Consider the following 22,506-nt stretch of genomic DNA (forward strand, 5'->3'; position numbering starts at 1 on the left):
CTCGCAGGCCGGTCTCACGATCGTTCTCAAGAACATTCTCCGGCCACAAACACAAAGAGCGGCGGCGAATTGATCGCCCCCGCCCAACAAGCATTCAAAAACGTCCAAAAGACGGCCTATTAACGGCCTGCGCGGGGGCCAGCAACCAGACCTTCGCGCTGTGCACGCTTGCGTGCCAGCTTGCGAACGCGGCGAACGGCTTCAGCCTTTTCGCGGGCGCGCTTCTGGGAGGGCTTTTCGTAGTAATCGCGCATTTTCATTTCACGGAAAATGCCTTCGCGCTGCATCTTTTTCTTCAGGGCGCGGAGCGCCTGATCAACGTTATTGTCGCGGACTAGTACCTGCACGTTAAACCCGTTCCTTTAGTTTGGTTATCTTGCTGTGTGAATAAAGGCATTCACACGCAAACAAAAAATGGTTCGTCCGGCTGTCGAGCTGGGCGATTGGTGACGTGCAATAACAGATCATTTGCAGCAAGTCCAGCCGCTAGCGCACAATCAGCCAGCAAAATGCGGCCTGCCCGGAATTCCGCCTGCGATGTCGAAACAAAATCATTGCGGCGTCGCAAAATGAATATTGCCTCCCATCCCGATTTGCCATGTGTATGATACGGGCCGGGACTATGTTTACGGCCTCTGGCCGGTTCTTGAGGAGCAGACTGCGAATGCGCAAATATTCCGTTTTTGCCGTGGCGCGTGAGGCGTTGCGGGGTCATAAAGGGTGGGATGCGCAATGGGCTTCACCCGAGCCGCGCAAGGATTATGATGTCATCATCATCGGCGGCGGCGGGCATGGGCTCGGAGCGGCCTATTACCTTGCCAAGGAACATGGCATTACCAATGTCGCCGTTCTGGAAAAAGGCTGGCTCGGCGGCGGCAATACCGGCCGCAACACCACAATCATCCGCTCCAATTATCTCTATGAAGAGAGCATGGATATTTATGAGCATTCCCTGAAGCTGTGGGAAGGCTTGAGCCAGGATCTCAATTACAACGTCATGTATTCGGCGCGCGGCGTGATGATGCTGTCGCACAATATCCATGACCGGCAGTCCTTCAGCCGCCATATCAACGCCAACCGTCTTTATGGCATCGACAATGAATGGCTGACGCCGGAGCAGGCGAAAGCCTATTGCCCGCCGCTCGATATATCAGGCAATGCGCGTTACCCGATCAATGGTGCAGCCCTTCAGCGCCGCGGCGGCACGGCCCGCCATGATGCGGTGGCCTGGGGTTATGCGCGCGCGGCTTCAGACCGTGGCGTGCACATCATCCAGAATTGTGAGGTCACGGGCATTCGCCGCGGGCCTGATGGCGCGGTGACGGGCGTGGAGACCAATCGCGGTTTCATTGGCGCGAAAAAAATCGGCGTTTCCGCCGCCGGTCATTCCTCGGTCATCATGAAGATGGCGGACGTGCGTGTTCCTCTGCATTCCAACCCGCTGCAGGCGCTGGTGTCGGAACCGCTGAAGCCGATCTTCCCCTGTGTCGTCATGTCCAACACGGTGCATGCCTATATTTCGCAGTCCGACAAGGGCGAGCTGGTTATCGGCGCTGGCACGGACCAATATAATTCCTATTCGCAGACCGGCGGTCTGCAGATCATCACCCACACGCTTGACGCCATCTGCGAGCTGTTCCCGATCTTCCGCCGCGTCAAGATGATGCGGCAATGGGGCGGGATCACCGACAACACACCCGACCGCTCGGCTATCCAGAGCGTGACGCCGGTGCAGAACCTCTTCGTCAATTGCGGCTGGGGCACGGGTGGTTTCAAGGCGACGCCGGGTTCGGCCAATCTCTTCGCGCATCTCATCGCCCGTGGCGAACCGCATCGCCTGGCGGCCGGTTTGACCCTTGACCGTTTCCGTACCGGCCGTCTCATCGACGAGGCTGCCGCTGCTGCGGTGGCGCATTGATGCTGGCGGCGGCTGTGCTTGCGCTCAATATATCTGGCGCGGCTGCAGCCGTGCCCGCCGGCAGCGTCATTCCCGAGGCCAGGGATTTTCGCAGCCAGAAGATTGCGAAAATGCAGGGTGAGAAAGACTGGCCCTTCGTGGCGGAAAAAGGCCTGCTTCTCTGCGCGCCCAGCCTTACGACGAAGATGGTTTATTTCGTCGGCGAACAGGAGGACGGCAAGCAGGACTACCCCTTCGCGATCGACACCGACATGATGGCGGTTGCCATCGTCAATATGGGCCGGGCCTCGGCGCTGCGGCCATTCGATAATTTCGAGCAACTTTTAAAGCGGCTTTCTCCGTTCGTTTCGATGGGCAGACGGCTGTGTGACCAACCCGCCGGAACAGCGCTTCCGGAAAATTCTCTCTAGGTGGAGCGACGATGCTTCTGATCCATTGCCCCTATTGCGGGGAAGACCGTTCCGAACTGGAATTCCGCTGGGCGGGCGAAGCCCACATTGCCCGGCCGGAAAACATCGCCGATATCTCCGACGAGGCCTTCGCGGAGTATTTCTTCATCCGCGACAATGACAAGGGCCTCGTTTTCGAGCGCTGGCGTCACATTCACGGCTGCGGCCGCTTCTTCAACGCCGCCCGCGATTCGGTGAGCGACAAATTCCTGATGACCTACAAGGCGGGTGAACCGAAACCCGATACCGAAACGGTCCTTTCCGCAGAAAAGGGAGCCGGGCAATGAGCGGCGATTATCGTATCAAGGGCGCCGGCCGCCTGACGCCAGCCAGAACCGCACGCTTCACCTTCGACGGCAAGATCTATCCGGCGCTGGAGGGCGATACCGTCGCGTCAGCGCTTCTGGCCAATGGCGTGCATCTGATCGGCCGCTCGTTCAAATATCACCGCCCGCGCGGCTTTCTGTCTGCCGGGCCGGAAGAGCCGAACGCCCTGATCGACGTTTCGCGCGACAGCCTGCGCAAGCAGCCCAATGTGCGCGCCACGGTGCAGGAGGTTTTCGACGGCGCGATCATCGCCTCGCAGAACCGTTTCCCGTCGCTGTCCTTCGATCTGAGCGCTATCAACGATCTTCTGTCGCCGATGTTCGCGGCCGGTTTCTATTACAAGACCTTCATGTGGCCGAAGGCCGCCTGGCACAGGATCTACGAACCGCTGATCCGCCGCGCCGCCGGTCTCGGCAAGGCGCCGGGCGAACCGGATGCGGATCATTATTCCGGCCGTTATGCCCATTGCGATGTGCTCGTCGCCGGTGCCGGCGTTGCCGGCCTGACGGCGGCGCTTGCTGCTGCAAAGACCGGCGCAAGCGTCATTCTGGTGGACGAGAATGCCGAAGTCGGCGGTGCGCTGCGCTTCGATACCGGTGCGGTCATCGACGGTCTTTCCGGTTATGAATGGGCGCAGAAGGTTTTCGCCGAACTGAAAGCCCTGCCCAATGTGCGGGTTCTGACGCGCACCACCGCCTTTGGTTATTACAACCACAATTTCGTGGCGCTGGCCGAGCGCGTGACCGACCATCTCGCCACGCCCGCCAGACACCAGCCGCGTGAGCGGCTGTGGCAAGTGCGTGCCAAGAAAGTCGTGCTGGCGGCAGGGGCGATTGAGCGCCACATGGTCTTCGCTAACAATGACCGCCCGGGCATCATGCTGGCTGCGGCCGCCCGCACCTATCTCAACCATTATGGTGTGGCCGTCGGCCACAATGTCGGGGTCTACACCGCCCATGATTCGGCCTATGAGACGGCCTTCGACCTGAAGAAGGCGGGGGTGAAGATCGCCGCCATCGTCGATTGCCGCGAGAACCCGGATCAGCGCCTGCTGGACGAGGCACGGGCGCTCGGCATTGAAGTGCTGGCGGGTCACAGTGTTTACAACACCGCCGGCCGCCTGCGCGTCTCCTCGATGACCGTTGGCCGCAATGGCGGTTCCAACAAGCGCAGGATCGCCATCGATGCGCTTGTCGTTTCCGCCGGTTGGACACCCTCTGTGCATCTTTTCTCGCAATCGCGCGGCAAGCTGAAGTTTGACGCGGCTAACCAGCGCTTCCTGCCGGATATCCATGTGCAGAACTGTGTTTCCATTGGCGCGTGCAACGGCACGGACGATCTTTCCGCAATCATTGCCGACGCAGCAGCGGCCGGCGGCGGTTCTGTGGCGTTTTCCGGTGAGAATGCGCGCGCCTGGACGGGCGGCATGATCGGTGCTGCCGAAGGCGCGGGTGAGGGCACCGGCGTCAAGGCCTTCATCGATTTCCAGCACGATGTCTGCGCCAAGGATATTCGCCTTGCCGTGCGCGAAGGCATGCATTCGGTCGAGCATATCAAACGCTTCACCACCAATGGCATGGCGTCGGATCAGGGCAAGATGTCCAACATGCATGGTCTCGCCATCGCATCGGAGGCGCTTGGCCGGGATTTGCCCAAGGTCGGTCTCACGACCTTCCGCCAGCCCTATACGCCGGTCACCTTCGGCACGCTCATCAACCATTCGCGCGGCGCGCTGTTTGATCCCGCCCGCAAGACGCCGATGCACGAGGAAGAGCTGGCGGCCGGCGCGATGTTCGAGGATGTCGGCAACTGGAAACGCGCCTGGTTCTTCCCGCGGGCGGGTGAGGACATGCATGAGGCGATCAACCGCGAATGCAAGACGGTGCGTGAGAGCGTCGGCGTGTTCGATGCCTCCACGCTCGGCAAGATCGAGGTGGTCGGCCCGGATGCGGCGAAGTTCCTCAACCTCATCTACACCAATGCCTGGGATACGCTGAAACCCGGCCGCTGCCGCTACGGCATCATGACCCGCGAAGACGGCTTTGTTTACGATGACGGCGTCGTTGGCCGTCTTGCCGAAGACCGGTTCCATGTCACGACCACGACGGGCGGCGCGCCGCGCGTTCTCCAACACATGGAAGATTATCTCCAGACCGAATTCCCCGATCTCAACGTCTGGCTCACCTCGGCAACCGAACAGTGGGCTGTCATTGCCGTGCAGGGGCCGAAGGCGCGCGACGTGATTGCGCCTTTCGTCGAGGGCATCGATCTGTCGCCGGAGGCCTTCCCGCATATGGCGGTGGCCGAAGGCAAGTTCTGCGGTGTGCCGACGCGCCTCTTCCGCGTCTCCTTCACCGGCGAACTCGGCTTCGAAATCAATGTGCCGGCCGACTATGGCCCAGCCGTCTGGAATGCGATCCGCGACAGGGCGGAAGCCGTCGGCGGCTGCCTTTATGGCACCGAAACCATGCATATCCTGCGTGCCGAGAAGGGCTATATCATCGTCGGACAGGATACGGACGGAACGGTGACACCTGACGATGCCGGGCTTGCCTGGGCCGTTTCGAAAAAGAAGACGGATTTCGTCGGCATTCGTGGCCTGAAACGCCCCGATCTCATGCGCGCCGGCCGCAAGCAGCTTGTGGGACTGAAGACGAAGGACCGGCTGACCGTTCCGGACGAGGGCGGCCAGATCGTCGTCGATCCGAACCAGCCGAAACCCATGACCATGCTTGGCCATGTCACCTCAGCCTACTGGTCGGAAAATCTCGGCCATTCCATCGCATTCGCGCTGGTGGCGGATGGCAGGGCGCGCATGGGCGAAACGCTTTACATTCCGCTTGCCGATAAAACCATTGCCGTCGAAGTGACCGACATGGTCTTCCTCGACAAGGAAGGAGCCCGTCTCAATGGCTGACATGCTGCACGCAAAACGCAAATCCGTGCTTGAGGATTTTCACGGCGGCTCACCCTTCGTATCGCTGAAGCCAGCGGCTTCCGCCGCGCGGCTGTCGCTGCGGGCGCGGGAAAGCGCCGTACCGGCGCTGTCCGAAGCGCTCGGTCTTGCGCTGCCCACCAGCCCGAAGAGTTCCGTCACCTCGGGCCTGCGTTCCGCCCTGTGGATCGGGCCGGATGAATGGCTGGTGATCGATCAGGGCGAAAGCGACCTGATGGCAGCACTCGCCAATGTTTCGGGTCTGTTTTCGGCAACCGATGTTTCCCACCGCAACACGGCCGTCATCGTCTCCGGCGCTGGCGCGGAAGCAGCGCTCAATGCCGGCTGCCCGCAGGACCTTTCTCAAGCAAAATTCCCTGTCGGCGCTTGCTCACGCACCGTCTTCGGCAAGGCGGAAGTGGTGCTGCTGCGCACCGCGGACGATACGTTCCGGGTGGAGTGCTGGCGCTCCTTTGCCGAATATGTCGGCGGGCTGCTGCTGGAGGCGGCTGAGGACGTGGCGGTTTAACCCGCCATCCAGCCCCGCCATTCCACCCATCGCCCATGGAAATCGGCGCGGCCGATTTCCTGTTTTCCGCCGCCCGGCCAGATTTGCAGGGTAATGGCGGCACTGCCGGATGTCGTATCCGTCTCCATTTGCAGGCGGGCAAGCGGGGCCTCCGGCGTCGCACGGGTTCCGGCCTCGGCGATCAGGGCTTCGCCTGCCTGTTTCAAGCCATCGGGGAGATATTGCCAGGCGACGGAATGATAGACGACGTGGGCAGTACCCGGATATTGTGTGGCAAGGCGGCGTTTCAGCCAGTCTATGGCGTCGGCCTTTTCGACCTGCAGGCCGTTCTCCACCGCGATCCGTAACGCGGCGGCGGTGCGCTCCAGCCGGTCGGTCTGGTCGGCCCAGATATATGACATCAGCCGCAGACGGTCTTCAACGGATGACGGATCAAGCGGGTTGAGATCGCAGCCGGCGCGCTCGATAACCTCGATCCGCTCATGGGATGGGGTATTGCCGCGCCATTCTGGTGACAGGATAACATCGGATTGTTCGCCCCAGATGAGTTCGCCGAGGCGATACTGGTAACGGTCGAATTGCAGGTTGAGGCCGGCGCTGGCTCCCACTTCGGAAAGCACCAGCGGTTTACCGGTCAATGCCGCAATCGAAAGAAAGCCCGGCAGCAGAACGGCGGAACGGCGAACCTCGTTGGTCTGCGGTGGTGATTTCAACCTTTCAAGGATGAAGGCGGAATGAAAACGCAGGGCGCCGGCGCAAGCCTGCCAGAGAGCCTCGTCGTCTTCCGGCGGGACATCGACAAGCGGCGCGATCTTTTCCTTGATGGCAAGCGCATGGAGCGCACCCGCCAGCCGCAGGGGAACGGAATCGCCGGAGGGGCCGACATCGCCCGGCCAGGATAAAATCCGCTCGCCCACCTCCGTCTGGCGGTCAAGCCTTGCCGCCACCGCGCGGCATAGCCGTGCGGTAAAGGGCGAGCCGAGGCTGTCGCAGGCTTTTGCCTGCACGAGAAACGCATTCCTTACGGCGTCGTCATGCATGCGCTCTCTCCCTTGCGGTGGTTTCAGGCGTCTTGCGGCCTGTCCTCCGGATTGAACTGGCTGATGGTGGTCCAGCGTGCAGTAAGCGCCGGTTTTTTTTCGTTTTCGATTTCCACCGTCACGTCATAAGTCGTCATCAGCATGGCGGCTCCGCGAAAACGTGCCTCCGCCAGCGTGAAACGGCCACGCACCCGCGCACCGCTTTTGACCGGCGTGACGAAACGGATGGCATCGAAGCCGTAATTGATGCCCATGGTCTGCTCGCGAATGCGGGGCAGGGCATCATAATTCAGGGCCGAAAGCAGGGAGAGCGTCAGGAAGCCATGGGCGATGGTGCCGCCGAAGGGGCTTTCCGCTTTGGCGCGTTCCGGGTCGGTGTGGATGAACTGTTCGTCCAGCGTTGCTTTTGCGAAGGCATCAATCATCGTCTGGTCAACGGTGATCCAGTCGGAAACGCCCATTTCAGTGCCGACGCGATCCTTCATTTCCGCCAGCGCGATTTCTTTTGTCATGTTACCTCGTCCGCATTGTTTCCCGCGACTTATACGGCTCGTAACGCGAAGGGATCAACTGCGCAGATAAAACACCACCGAGCGGGCGGGCAGGAAGGCGGGATTGCCGAAATCCGTGCCGATGGCGCGCCAGCCATCGCCGGGCAGGGTGAAGGGAACGATCTCGCGGCCGCGATTGATGAGAACGGCAAGCTCGGCATCCTCGCCGGTCTCCCGGTCCGGGGTGGAAAGCAGCATGGCGAAGGCCTGCCCATCCGGTCTTTCCCAGTCTGCTGTCGTCATCGGTTCTCCAGCGGGGGCAAGCCATGTCACGTCGCCCCGGCCGGAGAAGAAGCCTGTCTCAGAAAACACGCCGAAACGTTTGCGTAATGCGCTAAGAAAGGCCGTGTGGTCGATCAGTTCGGGGACAAGCGATGACCAGTTGACCCAGTTGATATCATTGTCCTGGCAATAGGCATTGTTGTTGCCCTGCTGGCTGCGGCCGCCCTCGTCGCCCGCCGTCAGCATCAAGGCGCCGCGGCTGACAAAAAGCGAGGAAAGCAGCGCTTTCACATCCGCAAGCCGGGCGGCGACAATGGCGGGATCATCGGTCAGGCCTTCAAAACCATTGTTCCAGGAATGGTTGTCATTGTGGCCGTCGCGGTTGCTCTCACCGTTCCTCTCGTTGTGCTTGCGTTCATGGCTGACGAGATCGAACAGGGTAAAGCCGTCATGGGCGGCAAGGAAATTGACGCTGCGGCTTCTGGCGCGGCCATGCCGGGAAAAGATCGGCGAGGAACCGGACAGCGCATTGGCCAGCGCTCCGGTCATGCCGGCATCACCACGCCAGAAACGGCGCATGTCGTCGCGGGCGCGATCGTTCCACTCGAGGAAGCTTTCAGGGAAATTGCCGAGCTGATATCCGCCGGGACCGATATCCCAGGGTTCGGCGATCAATATCCGGTCGTAAAGCGCCGGGTCCGAATGCATGGCGGCCAGCGTCTCGCTCGCCATGTCGAAACCGGCGGCCGTTCTCCCGAGCACGGGCGCGAGATCGAAACGGAAGCCGTCCACGCCGGCGCTGAGAACAAAATGCCTGAGGGAATCGATGATGAGCTGGCGAATATAGGGATGGTCGCAGGCAACCGTATTGCCGGTGCCGGTATCGTTGACCAGCACGCCCGGTTTTCCCTGTGGGTGGCGGAAGGCGGTGAGATTGTCGAGCCCGCGCAACGACAGGATCGAGCCCTCGATATCGCTTTCACCCGTATGGTTGAAGACAAGATCGAGAATGACGCCGATGCCTTCCGCATGCAGCGCCGCAACCGTATCTCGCAATTCCCGCACGCCGCCGGGGCAGAGGCGCGGATCGAGCGCCATGAAGCCGACGGGATTGTAACCCCAGGCATTGGAAAGGCCGAGCGGCGGTAGGTGGCGCTCGTCGATCCATGCGGTGATCGGCATCAATTCCACCGCATCGACGCCGATTTTTTTCAGGTGTGCGAGAATGGCGGGATGGGCAAGTGCCGCGACGGTGCCTCTGATTTCTTCCGGCACATCGGGATGCAATTGCGTGAAGGATTTGACGGCAAGCTCATAAATCAGCCCGCCTTCGGCAAAAAGCGGCTGATGGCGCTTGACCGGCTCATATTGGGAAAGGACCGCCTTCGGCATGATCCCGCCGGTCTCCGCGCCAAAGGCGTAAAGCGCCGGATCGTGCCGGAAGGGGCGGTCGATCTCCGTGGCATAGGGGTCGAGCAGCAGCTTTGCAGGATCGAACCAAAGGCCATGTTCAGGGGCGTAAATGCCGTGAGCGCGAAAGCCGTATCGCGTGCCGGGGCTGGCGTCGGCGACGGTTAATCTGTGAATGTCGTCTTCGCCGCGCACCATCGGCAGGCGCGCCGTTTCTTTTTCGCCGGTTTTATCAAAAAGGCAGAGATCGATCTGGGAGGCATGCCTGGAATAGACCGTGAATTCCGTTCCGTTTTCCATCTGGATTGCGCCTTTGGGGAAAACGGAAGGTATCTGCATGGTCTGTCTCTCCGGGGAATGGTGTTTCTCTTCCAGAACGGAAAAGGGAGGCTAGGCCGAATGAGGGACGCTTTCAGTGCGTCCCTCATGAGCGGGCGACAAGCCCTTACGTAATAACGCTCGGGGCGTTGCGGCCGGTATGGGCCTTGATGCCGGCGATCGTATCGGCAACGGCAATCAGGTCGGAAAGCGCTTCCTGCGTTTCGATGCCATGACGGGCCGCATCCGCCTCGTAACGCTCGACATAAAGGCGAAGCGTTGCGCCCGCAGTACCCGTGCCGGAAAGGCGCAGCACAATGCGCGAACCGCCTTCGAAGAGGATGCGGATGCCCTGATTTTTGCTGACGGACTGATCGACCGGATCGTGATAGGCAAAATCATCCGCCGCCGCGACCTTCAGATTGCCGTAGCTGGTGCCGGGAAGCGTCGCGAGTTTTTCGCGCAGGGTGGCGACCAGCGTGTTCGCCGCATCCGAATCCACTTCCTCATAGTCGTGGCGCGAATAATAGTTGCGGCCATATTCGGCCCAGTGCCTGGTGACGATGTCTTTCACGCTTTCCTTGCGCGCGGCGACGATGTTCAGCCAGTAGAGCACGGCCCAGAGGCCATCCTTTTCGCGCACATGGTTGGAGCCGGTGCCGAAGCTCTCTTCGCCGCAGATCGTCACCTTGCCGGCGTCCATGAGGTTGCCGAAGAATTTCCAGCCGGTCGGCGTCTCATACATGCCAAGGCCGAGCTTTTCGGCGACACGGTCCGCTGCCGCACTTGTCGGCATGGAGCGGGCGATACCGGAAATGCCGGCCGCATAACCGGGGGCGAGTTTGGCATTGGCGGCGATGATAGCCAGACTGTCTGATGGCGTGACGAACATGCCCTTGCCGACGACCATGTTGCGGTCGCCGTCGCCATCGGAAGCGGCGCCGAAATCGGGGCCTTCCGGGCTCATGACATCGTCATAAAGCTCCTTGGCGTGGACAAGGTTCGGGTCGGGATGATGGCCGCCAAAATCCGGCAGCGGTGTGGCGTTGCGGACGGAGCCCTTCGGCGCGCCGAGGCGCTTTTCGATGATCTCGACGGCATAGGGGCCAGTGACGGCGCTCATGGAATCAACCACGACCTTGAAGCCGCCGGCGATGAGCGCGCGAATGGCGTCGAAGTCGAACAGCTCTTCCATCAGGGCGGCATAATCTGCGACCGGATCGATCACCTCGACCGTCAGCTCGTCCACCTTGAAGCTGCCCACCTTGTCGAGATCGATATCGGCGGCGTCAGAGATTTTGTAGCTGTCGATGACTTTCGAGCGGGCATAGATCGCATCGGTGATCTTTTCAGGTGCGGGGCCGCCATTGCCGATATTGTACTTGATGCCGAAATCTTCGGTCGGGCCGCCGGGATTGTGGCTGGCGGAAAGAACGATGCCGCCGAAGGCCTTGTATTTGCGGATGACGTTCGAGGCGGCGGGTGTGGAAAGAATACCGCCCTGACCGACCAGAACCTTGCCGAAACCGGCAGCGGCGGCCATCTTGATCGCCTTCTGGATGACTTCGCGGTTGTAATAACGGCCATCGCCGCCAATCACCAGCGTCTGGCCCTGAAAGCCTTCAAGCGCGTCGAAGATCGACTGGATGAAATTCTCGGCGTAATTTTCCTGGGCGAAGACCGGCACCTTCTTGCGCAGGCCGGATGTGCCCGGCTTCTGGTCCTGAAAGGGGGTCGTCTTGATGGTCTTGATCATTGTTTCAATGGCCTTTCGAAATAAGCTGGCTATATAGCGCGGCGTAAAGGCCGGCGCTCTTTTCCCAGGAAACATCGGATTTCATTCCGAGTTTCTGCATTTGTGTCCACAGTTTCGGGTCGTGGTAATAACGGACGGTCCGGCGGATCGCCTGTTTCAGACCATCAAGCGTGACGGGTGAAAATTGCACGCCTGTCGCCGATTTATTGGCGATGGCGGCATGGTTGGCGTCGATCACCGTGTCGGCAAGGCCGCCGGTGCGGGCGACGACCGGGATGCAGCCATAACGCAGCGCGTAAAGCTGGGTGAGGCCGCAGGGTTCGAAACGCGAGGGAATGATGATTGCGTCGCAGCCCGCCTGCATGAGATGCGAGAGCGGTTCGTTGTAACCGATGGCAACGCCGACGCGGCCATGGTGGCGGGATGCCGCCGCCAGAAGCGCGCCTTCCAGCGCCACATCGCCCGCGCCAAGCACCACGAGACGGCCGCCGAGCGAAACAACCTCATCCACGGCTTCCGCCATGAGGTCGATGCCCTTCTGCCAGGTGAGGCGGGAGATGACGCAGAACAGCGGGCTGTCATCATCATCGATGCGGAAATGTTCGGCGACCGCTTTCTTGTTCAGCGCGCGGTTCTTGAGATTGGCGACCGAATAATTGTCGTGGATCAGATGGTCCGTTGCCGGGTTCCAGACATCGGCGTCGATGCCGTTGACAATGCCGTGCAGCACATGGGCGCGGCTGCCGATGACGCCGTGCAGGCCCATGCCGAATTGCGGGGTGAGGATCTCCTCGGCATAGGACGGGCTGACGGTGCTGAGCGCCGTCGCCGTCTGCAGGCCGCCCTTCAGGAAGCTCACATCATTATAATATTCGATGCCTTCCATGCCGAAGGAATGCGGGGGCAGCGCCAGCTTGCTGAAGATATTGGCGCCGAACTGGCCCTGAAAGGCGATGTTGTGGATGGTGAGAAGGCTCGGAATCTCAGGCGTTTCGGCATAACGCATATAGACCGGCGCCATGGCGGCCTGCCAGTCATGGGCATGCACCATATCCGGCCGCCAACCGGGAAGAGCGCCGGCGGCAATACGGGCCGCTGCCAGCGACAGCGCCGCGAAGCGCTTCCAATTGTCTGGATAATCCTTGCCGGTCTGGTCGAGATAGGGGCCGCCGGAGCGCTCGTAATAGGCGGGCGCATCGAGAATGAGGAGATCGAGCCCCTCATGCCGCACTTCGAGCACATCGGCTTTTTCGCCGAGCAGATCGGCAAATTCCAGACATTTGACGGGGTCCGTCACGGCGGCTTTCACCGCCGGGTATCCGGGTATCAATGTCCGCGTCCTGACGCCAAGGGCTTCTAACGCGATGGGGAGCGCGCCGGCAACGTCGGCGAGCCCTCCGGTCTTGATCAGGGGATAGATTTCGGATGAAACCGAAAGGACATTCATGGGCTCTACAGGTCCAGCTTGTCGATCATCGATTGGGTGATAAGGCAGATGCCGTTTTCAGTGCGGCGGAAACGTTTGGCATCCAGTTCTGGGTCTTCTCCTACAATCAGTCCTTCCGGAATGACCACGCCATGGTCGATGACGACATTGCTGAGCTGGGCATGACGCCCGATCTTAACACTCGGCAGTACTACGGCATTCTCAAGGCGGGAGTATGAATTGGCGCGCACGCCGGTAAACAGGAGGCTCCGGGTAAGGGCCGCACCGGAAATGATGCAGTCCCCGGAAACAACCGAAGACACGGCCGAACCGCGGCGGTTCTCATCGTCATGGACGAATTTCGCCGGTGGGGTGATTTCCGCATAGGTCCAGATCGGCCAGGACTTGTCGTAGATGTCCAGATCAGGCACCACATCGGTGAGATCGATATTGGCCTGCCAGTAGGCATCGATGGTGCCTACGTCGCGCCAGTAAGGACCATGCTCGAAATCCGAGCGCACGCAGGAATCGGCGAAGCGGTGGGCGACGGCTTTGCCGTGCTTTACGATATAGGGAATGATGTCCTTGCCGAAGTCGCGGCTGGAGGTCGGATCGGCGGCGTCGCGGCGCAGCGCTTCCATCAGGAATTTCGTGTGGAAGACATAAATGCCCATGGAGGCGAGCGCGAAGCCTTCATTGCCGGGAATGCCTGGCGGATCAGCCGGCTTTTCGATGAAATCGATGATCTCGTCTTTTTCATTCACATGCATGACACCGAAACCGGTCGCATCCATGCGCGGCACCTCAAGGCACCCGATCGTCACGTCAGCGCCGGAATCGACATGCTGCTGCAGCATGTATTCGTAGTCCATTTTATATATATGGTCGCCGGCGAGGATGACCATATATTCCGGCGCATAGGGCTCGATGATGTCGATGTTCTGGTAAACCGCGTCGGCGGTGCCTTCATACCATTGCGTTTCGGAAACGCGCTGGGAGGCGGGCAGAATGTCGAAGCTTTCGTTACGTTCAGGGCGGAAGAAGTCCCAGCCGCGCTGCAGGTGGCGAATGAGGGAGTGCGCCTTGTATTGCGTGGCGACGCCGATGCGGCGAATGCCGGAATTGAGCGCGTTGGAAAGCGCAAAATCGATGATACGCGCCTTGCCGCCGAAATAGACGGCGGGTTTCGCCCGGCGGTCCGTCAGCTCCTTCAGGCGGCTGCCTCTGCCGCCTGCGAGGACATAGGCCATTGCATCACGCGCCAAAGGCTGAACTCTTTTTTCCGACATGGTGTCCTCCCTCTCTGTCTGTCAGTTTTCCGGTTCGAGCATGATCGTGGCAAGCGGCGGCAGGACGAGCATCGCCCCGATATCGCCGCCGGCATCGACCGCCTGAACGCGTCCGCCATTTCCCTTGCCGCTGCCGCCATAAATTTCGGCATCGGTGTTGAGAATCTCCCGCCACCGCCCCGCCAGAGGCAGCGGCACATAATAATTTTCCCGATAGACCGGGGTGAGGTTGCAGATGACCGCCACCGGCTTTTCGCCGGGCGCCGTGCGCAGCCAGGCGAAGACGGAATTCTCGTGATCATCGACCACAAGCCAGCGGAAGCCGTCAGGTTCGCAGTCGCGGGCGTGCAGTGCGGCTTTGGATCGATAGGTGAGGTTGAGATCGCGCACGAGCCGGCGCATGCCCTCATGCATCGGATATTGGCGCAGGTTCCAGTCAAGCGCGCCCTTTTCGCTCCATTCGCTCCACTGTGCGAACTCCTGCCCCATGAACAGCAGCTTCTTGCCGGGATAACCCCACATGAAGCCGTAATAGGAGCGCAGATTGGCGAATTTCTGCCAGTCATCGCCGGACATCTTGGCGATCAGCGATCCCTTGCCATGCACCACCTCGTCATGGGACAGCGGCAGCACGAAATTTTCGCTGAAGGCATAAAGCAGACCGAAGGTCAGTTCTTGATGGTGGAACTTGCGATGCACCGGCTCGCGCGAGAAATAACTCAGCGTGTCGTGCATGAAGCCCATGTTCCACTTGAAGCCGAAACCGAGACCGCCCTCGTGGACGGGCTGGGACACTTTCGGCCACGAGGTGGATTCCTCGGCGATGGTCATGACGCCCGGATGGGTGCCGTAGACGAGGGAATTCATCTTCTGCAGGAAGCGGACGGATTCGAGATTTTCGCGTCCGCCATATTCATTGGGGATCCACTCGCCTTCCTTGCGGGAATAATCGAGATAGAGCATCGAGGCGACCGCATCGACGCGCAGGCCGTCGAGATGGAATTTCTCGGCCCAATAGAGCGCATTGTTGATGAGGTAGGACATCACCTCGATACGGCCGAAATTATAGATCGCCGTGTTCCAGTCGGGGTGAAAACCCTGACGCGGATCGGCATGTTCGTAAAGCGCCGTGCCATCGAACCAGCGCAAGCCGTGCTCGTCGGTCGGAAAATGCGCCGGAACCCAGTCGAGCAACACGCCGATGCCGACCTTGTGCGCGCCATTGACGAAACGGGCGAAGCCCTCGGGATCGCCAAAACGGGCGGATGGCGCATAAAGCCCGGTCGTCTGGTAACCCCATGAGGGATCATAGGGATGTTCGGTGATGGGCAGGAATTCGATATGGGTGAAGCCCATATCCGTACAATAGGGAATGAGCTGGGCGGCGAGTTCATCCCAGCTGAGGAAGGTGCCGTCCTCGCGGCGCTGCCAGGAGCCGGCATGCACCTCATAGATGCTGATCGGCTGGCGGCGCTGGTCCACCTGCGCCCAATGTTCCCGGTGGGCCTGATCTTCCCATTTCTGCGTCAGTTCCGGCGCGGTGACGGAAGCGTTCTTCGGCCGCAATTCGGCGCGGCGGGCATAGGGGTCGGCCTTCAGGGGCAGAAGCTCGCCATTGGCGCCGAGGACTTCGAACTTGTAGGCGCAACCGGCATAGACGTCGGGCGCGAAGATTTCCCAGATGCCGGTATCCTTGCGGAACCGCATCACATGCCGTCGGCCATCCCAATTGTTGAAATCGCCGACGACGGAAACACGCCGCGCGTTGGGCGCCCAGACGGCGAAGTGAAAACCTTCGACGCCTTCGAGTTTCAGCGGATGCGCGCCCATTCTGTCGAAGAGCCTGAGATGCGATCCTTCACGGACGAAATAATCGTCCATGGGTCCGAGAACCGGACCGAAGCTGTAGGGGTCGGTCACGGCCCATTCGGCATCGTCGCGGCTGGCGCGGTATCGCACCGGCTGGCGCTTTGAAAGATCAATCCGGCCTTCGAAAAAACCATCAGGATCAAGCCGCTTCAATTCACCTGCGAAATTTCCATCCAGCGTGAGGACGGAAACCTCCTCGGCGCCCGGAATGAAACAGCGGGCGGAAAACCCTTCCGGCGTTTCGTGAACGCCGAGAAGGGCAAAGGGATTGGAATGCAAACCGCTCTTGATCGCCTCGATTTCAGCCTTCGTGATTTCGCCAGTCTTTTTCTCTTCGGCCGAATTGAGCGGTTTTTTCATCAGGCTCTCCAGATCTCGGTGGCATATTGGCGGATCGTCCTGTCGGACGAGAACCAGCCCATACGCGCCGTGTTGCGCACTGCTTTGGTGTTCCAGCTATCCTGATCGCTCCAGATCGCGTCCACCTTGCGCTGTGCGTCGGCATAGGCGTCGAAATCGGCGGCGACCATGAACCAGTCGCTGTTGTATATGCCGTCGATGAGGGCGGAAAACCGCGAACGATCATCTGGTGAAAACACACCCGACGCGATGGATGACAGAGCCTGCGACAATTCCGCAGACCCTTCGATGATGGCACGCGGATTGTGGCCCTCGGCGCGAGCTTTGGCCACTTCTTCCGCCGTCATGCCGAAGATGACGATGTTCTCAGCGCCGACATGTTCGAGCATTTCGACATTGGCTCCATCGAGCGTGCCGATGGTGAGCGCGCCGTTCAGCGCGAATTTCATATTGCCGGTGCCGGAGGCTTCCATGCCGGCCGTCGAAATCTGTTCCGAAAGATCGGCGGCGGGAACCATGATTTCGGCAAGCGAGACGTTATAGTTCGGAACAAACACCACTTTGAGAAGCCCGCGCACGGCCGGATCGTTGTTGATGACCCGGGCAATATCGTTGGCAAGCTTGATGATCAGCTTCGCGTTGTGATAACTCGGCGCCGCCTTGCCTGCGAAGAACTTAACGCGCGGCACCCAATCCAGTTCCGGGTGGGAACGGATCTGGTCGTAAAGGGCGACAGTCTCAACAAGGTTCAGAAGCTGGCGCTTATATTCGTGGATGCGCTTGATCTGGATGTCGAACATGGCCGAGGGATCGACGCGGATACCCATGCGCTGCGCCACCGTATTGGCAAGCCGCACCTTGTTCAGACGCTTCACTTCGGCGAATTTCTCGCGGAAACCGGCATCGTCAGCGAAACGGTCGAGTGCTGTCAGCTTTTCCGCATCATCGAGGAAATCGTCGCCGATCGCTTCCCTGATCAATCCGGTCAGACCGGGGTTGCACTGCATCAGCCAGCGGCGCGGCGTAATGCCGTTGGTCTTGTTGTTGATACGATCAGGATAGAGGCTGTGCAGGTCGGCAAAGACCGTTTCCTTCATCAGCTCGGTATGAAGGGCGGAAACGCCGTTGATGGAATGCGAGCCGATGAAGGCGAGGTTGCCCATGCGCACACGGCGCTCGCCGCCTTCATCGATGAGAGAGATGGAGCGGATCTGCTGATCCGCCATCTTCTTTTCCTTGCGGGCGACGAGCAGCGTGTTGGCGTTGATCGCGTAAACGATCTGCATGTGCCGGGGCAAAAGGCGCTCAAGCAGCGGCACCGGCCAGCTTTCCAGCGCTTCCGGCAGCAGCGTGTGATTGGTGTAGGAGAAGGTTCCCTGTGTGATCTTCCACGCTTCCTCGAAATCCAGACCATGCACATCGCAGAGCAGGCGCATCATTTCGCAGATGGAAATGGCCGGATGCGTGTCGTTAAGCTGGATCGAAACCTTGTCGGGCAGCGAGGTGAAATCCGGGTATTGCTGCAGATGACGGCGCAGAATGTCCTGCAGGGATGCGGAGGAGAAGAAGAATTCCTGCCGCAGACGCAGTTCCTGACCGGCCGGCGTCGCATCGGCGGGGTAGAGAACCCGCGTCAGGCTTTCCGCCTTGTTGCTCTCTCGCAATGCGCCGATGTGGTCGCCGGCATTGAAGGCGGCCAGAAGAATGGGGTCGATCGGCTGCGCCGACCAGAGGCGCAGCGTGTTGACGCGGGTGCCGCGCCAGCCGACGACCGGCGTGTCGTAAGCCATGGCGATGACCCGTTCGGCCGGTTTCCAGACGAAGCGCTGCGGATCTTCATAACCGCCGATCGTCTCCACCGATCCGCCGAAGCCGATTTCATAGGAGCTTTCGCGGCGTTCGAATTCCCAGGGGTTGCCATGCGCCAGCCAGGTTTCCGGCAGTTCTACCTGCCAGCCATCCGCCATCTGCTGGCGGAAGAGGCCGTGCACGTAACGGATGCCGTAGCCGTAGGCGGGAATATCGACGGTCGCCATGGATTCCATGAAACAGGCGGCGAGACGGCCAAGGCCGCCATTGCCAAGGGCCGCATCCGGCTCCAGACCGGCGATGACGTCAAGATCGACGCCGAGCGAGGACAGCGCATCGCGGATTTCGTGCATCAGGCCGATATTGGAGATGGCGTCGCGCATCAGGCGGCCGATCAGGAATTCGAGCGACAGGTAATAAACGCGCTTGGAATTGTTCTGATAGGCCTTGCGGGTGGAGGCCATCCACTTGTCGATGATGCGGTCGCGGACGACGAGGATGGTTGCGGTCAGCCAGTCGTGCGGCTTGGCGACCTTGACGTCCTTGCCGATGCGATAGGTGAGGCGTTCGATGATTTCCGACGCCATGATTTCCGGGTTGGAACTGCGCGGGGCGGGGCGGGGAAGATCGGCGGCGTTTAGATTATTGATCATTGGTCGGTCAGCACCTTGGTGGGAGGAGAGGGTCTGATGAGGTCGATCCGTGTTGCCTTTGCTGATGCCAGTTTATGCATCGATATAGAGGTGTGGCAACAGCATTTTTTGCGGAAAGTTGAACGGCTTAGGTTTATGAAAAATAAGACTTTTTCTTCTGCGTCCCAAGGATCGCCGAAGGCATTGCCGGCCCTTTATCCGCCGTTCCTGAAGAGGTTTGCGTGGTGGTCGCGATGCCGGGCATCGTTCAAAAAAGGGAGAGAGGCTGCAACACTTTTAAATGGTTCACCGGTCCTGAAATCTGTTTCGCTCTATTATCCTGACGCGCCGGACCGAAAACCGCGCACATGTTTCGGTCCGATGCTCTAAATCACACACTAGCCTTCGCGGCCGCAAAAATTCAATGAAAATAAATGGGTCGCCGCCACAGCCATATTTGTCTCGCGTGGCGGCGGTGTGAAAACCGGACAACACTGTCGTCGAAGATGATGTTTACGGCAGGAAAAAAGGCTCTGTCGTCATTTCCCCGGCGCGGATCGTCACGCGGGTATTCGGCGGAACCGCGCACCAGGGGGTGCAATCGAAGGAAAAGGGTTCCGAACTCAATGCGATGCCTTCTTCCAGACCGCGCCAGTAGAGCGTCGGCGGCTTGTCATCGCTTGACCAGCGGAAGGCGTGCACACAATCCCCGTCCATCAGCACGGCGCTGAAGCGCAGGGCGGAGGAAACGCCCGCTGCGATCATCTTTTCCTGGCAGAGACGAAGGGCGGTGGAAATGGCGCGCACCGGATCGGCATCAAGGCCAAGGCCGGCGGCGATGAGGAAGATCGCTTCGCTGTCGCCGGTGCCGCGTCGGGATGCATAGATATCATCGGGGATAAGGGAGTCGATGTCGCGCCTGATCTGCTCGTAACCACCGATCTGGCCGTTATGCATGAAGAGATATTGGCCATGGGCGAAGGGGTGGCAATTGGCGCGGGATACTTCGCCTGACGTGGCGGAGCGGACATGGGCCATGAACATGCCCGAGCGAAGCTGGTGGCAGAGCGCCGCGAGGTTGGCATCCGACCAGGCGGGCCTGGTATCACGAAAGACGCCGGGCGTTCCGCGTTCGCCATACCAGCCAAGGCCGCAACCATCGCCATTGACGACGGTTTTCGCTTCCCTTGCGGCCATGGACTGGCTGACCAGTGATGCTTCCGGCTCGATCAGCAGGCTGTCGAGCCAGACGGGTTTACCGGAATAGGCAAAGAGGCGACACATTCATGCGGCTCTGTCGAAAGCCTTGTTTCCGAGCGCGAAGCCGACGGCGGCCTTCGCGTGAATGGCGGTCGAATCGTAACCCGGCAGCGGCAGGGCATCGGGATCGATCAGCAGCGAAATTTCGGTGCAGCCGAGAATGACGGAATCGACGCCAAGTGCGCGGGCCTTCTCGATGACCGCGAGATAGCGCTCGCGCGAGCAGGACTTGATCTCGCCCTGGCAGAGTTCGCCGAAGATGATGTCGTGGATCGCAACCCGGTCTTCCGCATCGGGCACGACCACGTCGACACCGTGGCGGCGCATGCGCTCGGTGTAAAAACCATGTTCCATCGTGTAACGGGTGGCGAGCAGAAGCGGCTTGTGGCGTCCATCCGCCTTCAGGGCCGCTGCGGTTTCATCGATGATGTCGATCAGCGCCACGCCGGACATTTTCGCGACGGTGTCAGCGACAAGATGCATGGTGTTGGTGCAGATCAGCACGCAATCGGCGCCCGCATTGGCAAGGCGCGCACCGGCAGCACCCAGAAGGGCGCCTGCCTCATCCCAGCGATCGGCTTTCTGAAGGGCGACCACTTCGGAAAAATCAAGCGAATGCATGACGATATCGGCCGAGACCAGGCCGCCGCGGCTGTCGCGCACGGCCTCATTGATCATGCGGTAATAGGTTGCGGTAGATTCCCAGCTCATGCCGCCGATCAGGCCGATCCGTTTCATAAGAGTTCCCTTATCAAGTTTGATTGAACATAAGAATGCCATCGCTGCAACGAAAACGGCATGCGTTTTTTGGAGGTTTGCGCGGCAAGAGCGCAAATCTGACGCGCCCTATGGAGAGATAGTGCAAATTTCTTGCGCCATTGCGTTAACCGGTGCATTCTTGGTGGATGATTGACGACCGTGACCGCCGAATCCTTGCGATTCTCCAGGAGAATGCCGAAACCCCATTCGCGGATATCGCAGAGGCGGTTTCCCTGTCGCTATCGGCCTGTTCGCGCCGCATCACACGGCTGCGAACGGAAGGTTACGTGACGGGCACGATGGCGCTGCTCGACCGGCGGAAGATCAACCTGCCGACCACGGTTTTTCTGCTGGTGAGAACGGGCCTGCATGCGGAGGACTGGCTGGACAAGTTCCATGCCGCCGTCAGCACCATACCTGAAATCGTCGAGGTTCACCGGCTGACGGGCAATTTCGACTATATTCTGAAACTCGTGCTGCCGAATGTCGAATATTACGACACGGTCTACAAACAGATCCTGCGCCGCGTGCAGCTTTACGACATGTCCGCCTATATCTCCATGGAGACGGTTAAGCTGTCGTCTTCGCTGCCGACGACGCATATCTGAGGGCTCATCGAGACTTGATCAGCGCGCCGCCTTGAAACGGACGCCAAAGCGGAAGCTTCGCGTCTCGCCGGGTTGCAGGGTAGTCGCATCCGCAAGTTCCCGGTGGTTGAAGGCGTTGGTTGGTGTTTCCACGGGTTCAAGCGCGATGGAGCGCCGCCTGTCGCGGGCGAGCGTATCGCCGGTGAAGACATGCATGTGTCCACGCTCCTGCCATACCGTCAGGCTCGAACCGTCGTGCCGGTTTTCCAGCCTCGTCTCGTAAAGCCCGTTTTCGGATGCGATGAGATCGGTGAAGCAGACATCGAGTACATGGCCGGACAGCGGCGCGTAAAGAAAGCGGGTGTCGTCCCGTTTCACAATTCCGCCCTGTGCGTCCCGAAGGGGGATCAGATCTTCGTCTGTTTCAATCGTCGTTCGTGAGGGCAGCGTGAGAAGAAGGTCATCGATAGACGTGGTGCCGGGCAGGCGGAAATAGGGATGCCAGCCGGCGGCGAAAGGCAGGGGCCGGTCGTCGAGATTGACGCCGCGTATGTCGATGGTGACCTCATGGCCGGCGAAGCGATATTCCACCTCGATGGCGAGACGGTAGGGATAACCCTTGAAATCCGCAGGCGATATTTCAGTGCGCAGAACGAGGATGTGAGCGCCGTTTTCCTCAAAAGATTGCGCGAGGGCGAAGGGCAGGGCTCTGGCAAATCCGTGGAAGACGAGCGTTTCATGGGCAAGCACCGGTTCAATGCGGTGCGCCTGCCCGCCAAAACTGAATTGGCCATCCGGGATGCGATTGGTGAAGGGCGCGAGAATGCCGTTTCTCACGCCGTTTTGCGATTGCAGTTCGGCAGGCGTCGAATATCCGTCGACAAGATCTTCGCCTTCTCCGCCATCGGCAGAGATCGGCCGCCAGCTCAGAAGCGTCGCACCCTCATAAGCGATTTCGGCAATGAAACCGTTTCCGGAAACGGTCAGACCGGCAATCCCCGTGCCTGTTGTGGGGGTAGTCATCGGGAAATTGTCCTTTGTATGCATGCGTCTGCGATGA

At 60.1% G+C, this 22,506-nt stretch carries 19 protein-coding genes; 7 read left to right on the top strand and 12 right to left on the bottom strand.

The window, feature by feature from the left end; all coding sequences use genetic code 11:
- Window positions 1-119 precede the first annotated feature (119 nt).
- Window positions 120-347, bottom strand: coding sequence for a 30S ribosomal protein S21 (rpsU, locus tag WDZ78_RS18890; protein ID WP_003508541.1), 228 nt, complete (start codon window positions 345-347; stop codon window positions 120-122).
- A gap of 317 nt (window positions 348-664) precedes the next feature.
- Here rpsU and WDZ78_RS18895 point away from each other — a divergent pair, with 317 nt between their 5' ends.
- The 5 genes from WDZ78_RS18895 to WDZ78_RS18915 are packed head-to-tail and all read left to right on the top strand — an operon-like array spanning window position 665 to window position 6,158.
- Window positions 665-1,918 carry a sarcosine oxidase subunit beta family protein gene (locus WDZ78_RS18895; protein WP_059756984.1) on the top strand — a complete coding sequence of 418 codons (1,254 nt, stop codon included), beginning with the start codon at window positions 665-667 and terminating at the stop codon, window positions 1,916-1,918.
- Complete coding sequence (locus WDZ78_RS18900; protein WP_425673884.1) at window positions 1,918-2,328, top strand: hypothetical protein; 411 nt, start codon at window positions 1,918-1,920, stop codon at window positions 2,326-2,328. The genes WDZ78_RS18895 and WDZ78_RS18900 overlap by 1 nt, the downstream gene beginning before the upstream one ends.
- An 11-nt stretch (window positions 2,329-2,339) precedes the next feature.
- Window positions 2,340-2,654 carry a sarcosine oxidase subunit delta gene (locus tag WDZ78_RS18905; protein ID WP_003508553.1) on the top strand — a complete coding sequence of 105 codons (315 nt, stop codon included), beginning with the start codon at window positions 2,340-2,342 and terminating at the stop codon, window positions 2,652-2,654.
- Window positions 2,651-5,611, top strand: coding sequence for a sarcosine oxidase subunit alpha (locus WDZ78_RS18910; RefSeq protein WP_425673885.1), 2,961 nt, complete (start codon window positions 2,651-2,653; stop codon window positions 5,609-5,611). The genes WDZ78_RS18905 and WDZ78_RS18910 overlap by 4 nt, the downstream gene beginning before the upstream one ends.
- Complete coding sequence (locus tag WDZ78_RS18915; RefSeq protein ID WP_020010029.1) at window positions 5,604-6,158, top strand: sarcosine oxidase subunit gamma; 555 nt, start codon at window positions 5,604-5,606, stop codon at window positions 6,156-6,158. The genes WDZ78_RS18910 and WDZ78_RS18915 overlap by 8 nt, the downstream gene beginning before the upstream one ends.
- Here WDZ78_RS18915 and WDZ78_RS18920 read toward each other — a convergent pair.
- The 8 genes from WDZ78_RS18920 to WDZ78_RS18955 all read right to left on the bottom strand — a co-directional run bounded on the left by WDZ78_RS18920 (window position 6,155) and on the right by WDZ78_RS18955 (window position 18,861).
- On the bottom strand, window positions 6,155-7,198 hold the full coding sequence (locus WDZ78_RS18920) for a DUF2332 domain-containing protein (protein WP_425673886.1): 1,044 nt from the start codon (window positions 7,196-7,198) through the stop codon (window positions 6,155-6,157). The genes WDZ78_RS18915 and WDZ78_RS18920 overlap by 4 nt on opposite strands.
- A gap of 23 nt (window positions 7,199-7,221) precedes the next feature.
- Window positions 7,222-7,710 (bottom strand): MaoC family dehydratase, encoded by a 489-nt coding sequence (locus tag WDZ78_RS18925; RefSeq protein WP_020010027.1) that lies wholly within the window; start codon window positions 7,708-7,710, stop codon window positions 7,222-7,224.
- A 54-nt stretch (window positions 7,711-7,764) separates the two neighbouring features.
- Complete coding sequence (gene glgX, locus WDZ78_RS18930) at window positions 7,765-9,720, bottom strand: glycogen debranching protein GlgX (RefSeq protein WP_425673887.1); 1,956 nt, start codon at window positions 9,718-9,720, stop codon at window positions 7,765-7,767.
- Between the two features lie 106 nt (window positions 9,721-9,826).
- Window positions 9,827-11,455, bottom strand: coding sequence for an alpha-D-glucose phosphate-specific phosphoglucomutase (locus WDZ78_RS18935; protein WP_020010025.1), 1,629 nt, complete (start codon window positions 11,453-11,455; stop codon window positions 9,827-9,829).
- Window positions 11,456-11,459: 4 nt separating this feature from the next.
- Window positions 11,460-12,902: a glycogen synthase GlgA gene (gene glgA / locus WDZ78_RS18940; protein ID WP_020010024.1), complete on the bottom strand. Its 1,443-nt coding sequence runs from the start codon at window positions 12,900-12,902 to the stop codon at window positions 11,460-11,462.
- Between the two features lie 5 nt (window positions 12,903-12,907).
- Complete coding sequence (gene glgC / locus WDZ78_RS18945; RefSeq protein ID WP_003508574.1) at window positions 12,908-14,170, bottom strand: glucose-1-phosphate adenylyltransferase; 1,263 nt, start codon at window positions 14,168-14,170, stop codon at window positions 12,908-12,910.
- Window positions 14,171-14,191: 21 nt separating this feature from the next.
- Window positions 14,192-16,399 carry a 1,4-alpha-glucan branching protein GlgB gene (glgB, locus tag WDZ78_RS18950; protein WP_425673888.1) on the bottom strand — a complete coding sequence of 736 codons (2,208 nt, stop codon included), beginning with the start codon at window positions 16,397-16,399 and terminating at the stop codon, window positions 14,192-14,194.
- A complete protein-coding gene (locus tag WDZ78_RS18955) occupies window positions 16,399-18,861 on the bottom strand; it encodes a glycogen/starch/alpha-glucan phosphorylase (protein WP_081629497.1) in 2,463 nt (820 codons plus the stop codon). The genes glgB and WDZ78_RS18955 overlap by 1 nt, the downstream gene beginning before the upstream one ends.
- Window positions 18,862-18,897: 36 nt before the next feature.
- Here WDZ78_RS18955 and WDZ78_RS18960 point away from each other — a divergent pair, with 36 nt between their 5' ends.
- The gene (locus WDZ78_RS18960) at window positions 18,898-19,230 is read left to right on the top strand and encodes a hypothetical protein (RefSeq protein ID WP_425673889.1); all 333 of its coding nucleotides are present in this window, start codon (window positions 18,898-18,900) and stop codon (window positions 19,228-19,230) included.
- 123 nt (window positions 19,231-19,353) lie between these two features.
- Here the strand turns inward: WDZ78_RS18960 and WDZ78_RS18965 are convergent, their stop codons facing one another.
- Entirely contained in the window at window positions 19,354-20,124 is a 771-nt protein-coding gene (locus WDZ78_RS18965; RefSeq protein WP_425673890.1) for a class II glutamine amidotransferase, read from the bottom strand.
- Entirely contained in the window at window positions 20,125-20,838 is a 714-nt protein-coding gene (locus tag WDZ78_RS18970; protein WP_425673891.1) for an aspartate/glutamate racemase family protein, read from the bottom strand.
- Window positions 20,839-21,005: 167 nt separating this feature from the next.
- Between WDZ78_RS18970 and WDZ78_RS18975 the strand changes: the two genes are divergently transcribed.
- Window positions 21,006-21,467 (top strand): Lrp/AsnC family transcriptional regulator, encoded by a 462-nt coding sequence (locus WDZ78_RS18975; RefSeq protein ID WP_425673892.1) that lies wholly within the window; start codon window positions 21,006-21,008, stop codon window positions 21,465-21,467.
- An 18-nt stretch (window positions 21,468-21,485) separates the two neighbouring features.
- Here the strand turns inward: WDZ78_RS18975 and WDZ78_RS18980 are convergent, their stop codons facing one another.
- On the bottom strand, window positions 21,486-22,469 hold the full coding sequence (locus tag WDZ78_RS18980; protein WP_425673893.1) for an aldose 1-epimerase: 984 nt from the start codon (window positions 22,467-22,469) through the stop codon (window positions 21,486-21,488).
- Window positions 22,470-22,506: the final 37 nt, after the last annotated feature.

This window comes from Agrobacterium sp. M50-1, assembly GCF_049843495.1.
Classification (GTDB): Bacteria; Pseudomonadota; Alphaproteobacteria; order Rhizobiales; family Rhizobiaceae; genus Agrobacterium; species Agrobacterium radiobacter.